Origin of the sequence: Microcoleus asticus IPMA8, from assembly GCF_013179805.1 — a bacterium.
Lineage (GTDB): Bacteria > Cyanobacteriota > Cyanobacteriia > Cyanobacteriales > Microcoleaceae > Microcoleus > Microcoleus asticus.
This window is the reverse complement of sequence record NZ_SRRZ01000221.1, coordinates 1-5,259: the sequence shown is the minus strand read 5'-3', so window position 1 is coordinate 5,259 and position 5,259 is coordinate 1. Positions and strand designations below refer to the sequence as shown.

1 protein-coding gene is annotated in these 5,259 nt (G+C 45.2%); it reads right to left on the bottom strand.

Annotated elements, in window-relative coordinates; translation table 11 throughout:
- Window positions 1-155 precede the first annotated feature (155 nt).
- Window positions 156-5,240 carry a PAS domain S-box protein gene (locus E5S67_RS30815; protein ID WP_216670827.1) on the bottom strand — a complete coding sequence of 1,695 codons (5,085 nt, stop codon included), beginning with the start codon at window positions 5,238-5,240 and terminating at the stop codon, window positions 156-158.
- Between the last annotated feature and the right edge of the window lie 19 nt (window positions 5,241-5,259).

The window sequence follows — 5,259 nt, the reverse complement described above, 5'->3', positions numbered from 1 at the left end:
CGACTTCCTGAATAAACTGTGGAGATAATTTGATAGTTGGGAATTTGAACATTTGTAGGAGTGTCGCTATTTTTGTCAAAGTTATTCATGGTTATTGTTGTTTGATAATTGATGAGTGAGTGCTTGCTTAAATGAGTCTGAATGCTAGCAGAAAATTAACTTTTTTGTTCGGATTTAGTTGGGAAGGTGATGATAAATTCTGTTCCTTCTCCCAATCTAGAGTTGACGTGAAGGGAACCGCCATGTTTTTCGACGATAATTTGACGAGCGATCGCCAATCCTAATCCCGTTCCTTTCCCTACCGCTTTCGTCGTAAACAAATGATCGAATATTTGAGCTTTGACTGATTCACTCATCCCCATACCATTATCAGTAATGGTAACTTTCACGCCGTTATCTTCTAGTGAGGTTGTAATTGTAATGCGGTTGGGATTCGCCTGAATTTGGGCAAAACTTCGACCAGTATTTGATTCATCCAACGCATCTATCGCATTGGCTATAATGTTCATAAACACCTGGTTAAGCTGTCCGGGGAAGCATTCGATCGCCGGAATATTGCCGTAATCTTTCACTACTTCAATGGCAGGCCGCTCATCGTTGGCTTTCAATCGATATTTGAGAATTAAGCTCGTGCTATCGATACCCTCGTGGATGTTAAAACCAACTTTGTAGTCTTTGTCAGCTCTAGAAAACGTGCGAAGGCTAGTGCTGATACCTTTGATGCGATCGCAGCCCAATTGCATCGAATCAATCATTTTGGGCAAGTCTTCGATGATATAATCTAAATCGATATCTTCGGCATGGTCTGCAATCTCTGTTTCTGGTGCGCGCTCGCGATAGAGATTGAGATGCTCCACTAAGTCTTGAACTGTGGATTTGGCTTCACTCAAATTGCCAGTTAGGAAGCCAACGGGGTTATTGATTTCGTGAGCGACACCAGCAACTAAGTTACCCAACGCCGACATTTTTTCACTTTGAATCATTTGCAATTGGGTTTGCTGCAAGTCATGTAAGGCTTGCTCTAATTCTTGAGATTTTTGAATGATGACCGCTTCGGCTAGTTGGCGCTCGGTAATATCATCTGCCAAGGAAACAACTCCAATTAACTCGCCCTTGGCATTCAAAAGTGGATTGTTATACCAAGCACAAATAATAGTTTTGCCATCCTTGGTAACATTTTCATTGATACTGTAATTGCCGCCCTGCTGCGATATGATATCGATGCTAACTAGCTCCATTTCTGCTTGAATGCTTTGAGGAATAATGAATGTGAATTTACGCCCCAAAGCTTCCTGCTTGGTGTAGCCAAAGATTCTTTCTGCTGCTAGGTTCCAGTCAGTAACCTGAAAATTGGTATCCCACTCTATCACTGCTAGTGGAGTTTGTTGAACCAATAGCTGGAGTCGTTGTTGAGATGCTCGGAGTTGTGCTTCTGCAAGTTTGCGATCGCTAATATTTTTCACAAACGTACAGTTGTACTCTTCGCCGTCGAGTTCAAGATAGTTAACTGTTACTTCTACCGGATAGCAATGCCCTGATTTGTTGAAATTGTAAGTTTCCAAGACACAGGAACCCTGCTCTTTAACCTCCTGCCAATGCTTTTTCCAAGCTTCTGACGAAAGATCGGGGTTGAAGTCCCAAACGTGTTTTTGCAAAATCTCGATTCGGGAATAGCCGAGATCGCGGCAGGCGGCATCATTAACATAAGAAATCTGTCCACTCGGTTTAACCCACCAGACAGGCACGCTGGAACGATCGATGGCAAACTGAGTGAGTCTGAGAGATTTCTCTGCAAGTGTGCGATCGCTAATATCGATCGTCACGCCATCCCAGATAATCGAACCGTCGGCTTGCCGTTCTGGTCGCGATGCCGTCTGCACCCATTTCACAGTGCCAGAGGTCGTAATAATACGCCATTGCTGCTCAAATGGCATGAGAGTCTGGGCAGAATGGATGAACGCCTGGGTCATGGCTGGGCGATCGTCGGGATACTCCAGCATCCGAATGTCTCTGATTCCTGTCAAGAACTCTTCAGGTGGTACTTCATATAGATCGGCGCAGCCTGGACTAACGTAGGGAATTGAAACAGAACCATCGACATCCAGACGGATCTGGAAAATCATCCCAGGCACATTATCCGCCAGCTTCTGAAAGCGGGCTTTGCTGGCACTCAGTTCTGCCAGCATTTGTTGGGCTTCCTGATAGACACGAGCATTTTCCAGGGAAATTGCCGCTTGAGTGCATAACAGATTGAGGAGTTCGACGCGATCGCTCGTAAACGCCCCCGTTACTAAAGTATTTTCTAGATATAAAATGCCCATCAACTTACCTTGATGCAAAATGGGACTGCACAAGATACTAGAAGGCTGCTGACGAATGATATACGGATCGTTAGCGAAAGTCGGATCGGCACTAGCATCAATCAGCACAGCAGTTCGCCGCTCGTGCTTGACTTTGTAAATTAGTTTGTGGGGAATGTCTTGGCACTCTTCAATCGGAAGGTGTTGCAACACAACTGGTTCCAACCCCGCAATAATTGACCCTTCGATCAGCAAGCGTTGGTCTCGCAACAGAATTAACACGCATTTATTGGCTCCCGCATTTTCGATGAGGATCGAAAGCAACGATGAAAGCAGTTTTTCAAATTCGATTTCACCTGAAATAGTTTGATAAGCTTTGAGAATTGCAGTTAAATCTAAAGCGACAGAGACACTACTACTGCTAGAAGTTGCTCCAATTGTGGAAGTGAGACTTCCCAAGGCGAAGATGGTTTCATTAGTGGAGAGGGGAGAACGGGTTTGCTGTAATATGGGAGCCAGCAGTTGGGGATAGCGCCTTTCCAAGTCGGCAACTTTAGCTTTAGCACCCCAGCGAGCATAGCCGTAGTAGGCTTGGGTGATGTATTCTTGGGCAATGCGCTCTTTGCCCCAGTCGAGGTAGAACTTTGCCGCCAGTTCGTTAGCAAGTGCTTCTTCTTGGATATAACCGTTTTCTTTGGCTCCTGAAATGGCACGATCGTACAAGTCGATCGCCTCAGCTTTTTCACCTAAGACTCGATGCTTTTGGGCCTCCACCAAATGCCACTTGTGCAAGTAGTTCATCGGTGCATAGTGTGCCCGCTTCTGCAACGAAGCCTGATTTTCTGCTACCCGTTGCAGGCGATCGGTCAAATCAGAATCCCCACTACAATCTCCAGTTAAAGCAGCAAGAGAATCATAGAAGTAAAAGATTGGCACCGTAACAATACCTGCCCCTGCTGCTAAATACTGTCTGCCCTCAGTCGCAATCTCTGACAGGGATTGCGCCGTTTCACCAAACAGGTAGCCAAGAATCAGTTTATGCAGATAGAAGAAATGAAGCCCCATCAGATCGTTGGCTGCCAACAACTGGGGTAGGAACTGCGCCTCGTCGAACAGATCGCCCACCAAAAGCTGGGAATTGTGAGCATTGCCCAACAGTTTTAAAACCGCCTGTCTGAGTATTTGAAAGCAGTTAAACGTCTGAACCTGCTTGAGATTCTTCGGCATCTGACTGTAGACGTGGATATCTCGCTCCAGCGTTAAGAGTTCCTGACTGCTGAAGTAGGCAATTTTGCAGCTATGAAATGCGCCATAACCCGCAAATTCCAAATCTCCGGTATCTAATCCAATTTGGTAGCTTTCCCGTAGAACTGGCACTGACATTTGCAAATGAGTAGTTCCATGCAGAACAAATGCCCCCAATATGACGCGGATTCTACATTCAACCTCCTTGGCATTGAGTTTTTCGATTACCGCTAACGCTAGCTTGCCAGCCCGCTCTGCCGCTTCCATGTCTTCTAAAATGCCATTCAAGAGCAGGCCATAGCTGACATAAAAGAAGGCAGAGAACGGTGCGTTGCCATGTTGAATCGAGGCATTTACCTGCGAAAAAATCAGTAATGGATATAACAAAGGATTTGTATTATAAATGCCTGGTGCAGCGCTGGCGGCAATTCTCATCGCTGCCAGGGGTTCAGATGCCGTCATGGGGGGCAGGTTTAATAACTCCTCGATCGGTCTACCTGCCAACAGGTTCACCGTATACTGAAATCCCTGCTGGATATCTTCCTGAGTAGGACAATCGGGTAATTGAATACCCAATTGACTTAGCACTTGTTTCGCCAAGGCGAGCGCATCCAAGAATTGATGCTGGAATATATGGTTTTGAATCTCTATCTCGTAGATTTTCACCCGATCGAGTAGTGTTTTCGCTTCTTGCAACACTATCTCGGCCCAATGTTCCATTTGCTCGAGTTCTCCAGCAAGAAAGGCATTTTCAGCCGCCAATTCATGCAACATTAGAGCCAATTCATACTGACTTTGCCAACAATCGGGCTTTAGCAGCGTGATTCCCGTAGTTGCGTAGGTCATAGCAGACTGATATGCGGTTGCAGACCTGGCTCTTTTGGCGGCGAGTCCGTTTAACTGGGCAATTTTCTCTCGTTCTGCGGGCTCAAGGACCAATTTCAATCCCCTGTTCAGGTGATTGACGATATCAAATAGTTTGTTGGTCTGTTCTATATCTGATGTGCGAGCGAGCAGCAGTTGACCTATATTCAGATGGATTGAAGCTTTCTGGCGATCGGGAATTAGGGAATAGGCGGCTTGTTGGACGCGATCGTGTAAAAAACTATATTTAGCTATTTGTTTAGAGCTATTCTCACTTTCCACTGCCGATTCTTGCCGATCTTCCCCATGATAAAATTTATAAGAACTACTAATTGGTAAAATCAATCCTTCTTGCAGTGCTCTCCACAAATTAGAAGCCGTTTCTACCTCTGAGTGTTCCGAAACAATTGCCAAAGTTACTAAATCAAACTGATTCCCCATACAAGCTGCTAACTGCAATACCTGTTGAGTTGAGGGAGGCATTTTTCCTAATTGCAATGCCATAAAAGCCACAATATCATCCGTAACTGCTTGCTGCTTCACTTGTGCAATGTCACATTGCCACCCCCCCGTAGCCCCCCCTTGATAAGGGGGGGTTGGGGGGGTGAACTGAATCAGTTGCTCTTGATGTAATACCTTGAGAAACTGTGTAGCAAAAAAGGGATTTCCTTTGGTTTTCTGAAATACCAATTGAGAAAGAGGCAAGGCTAAATTTTTTCTGCATTTCAGGGTATCAGCAACTAATTGAGTCACTGTGACTTGACTGAGTGGTGCTAAAGTAATCGTATTAATTGTGAAGAGTGTTTTTTGAATCTCACTCAAAGTCAACATTAATGGATGTGCGGGATTG

Coding starts and splice junctions, on each gene's coding strand:
- E5S67_RS30815 (WP_216670827.1), bottom strand. CDS start 5,240: ATGTTGACTTTGAGTGAGATTCAAAAAACACTCTTCACAATTAATACG.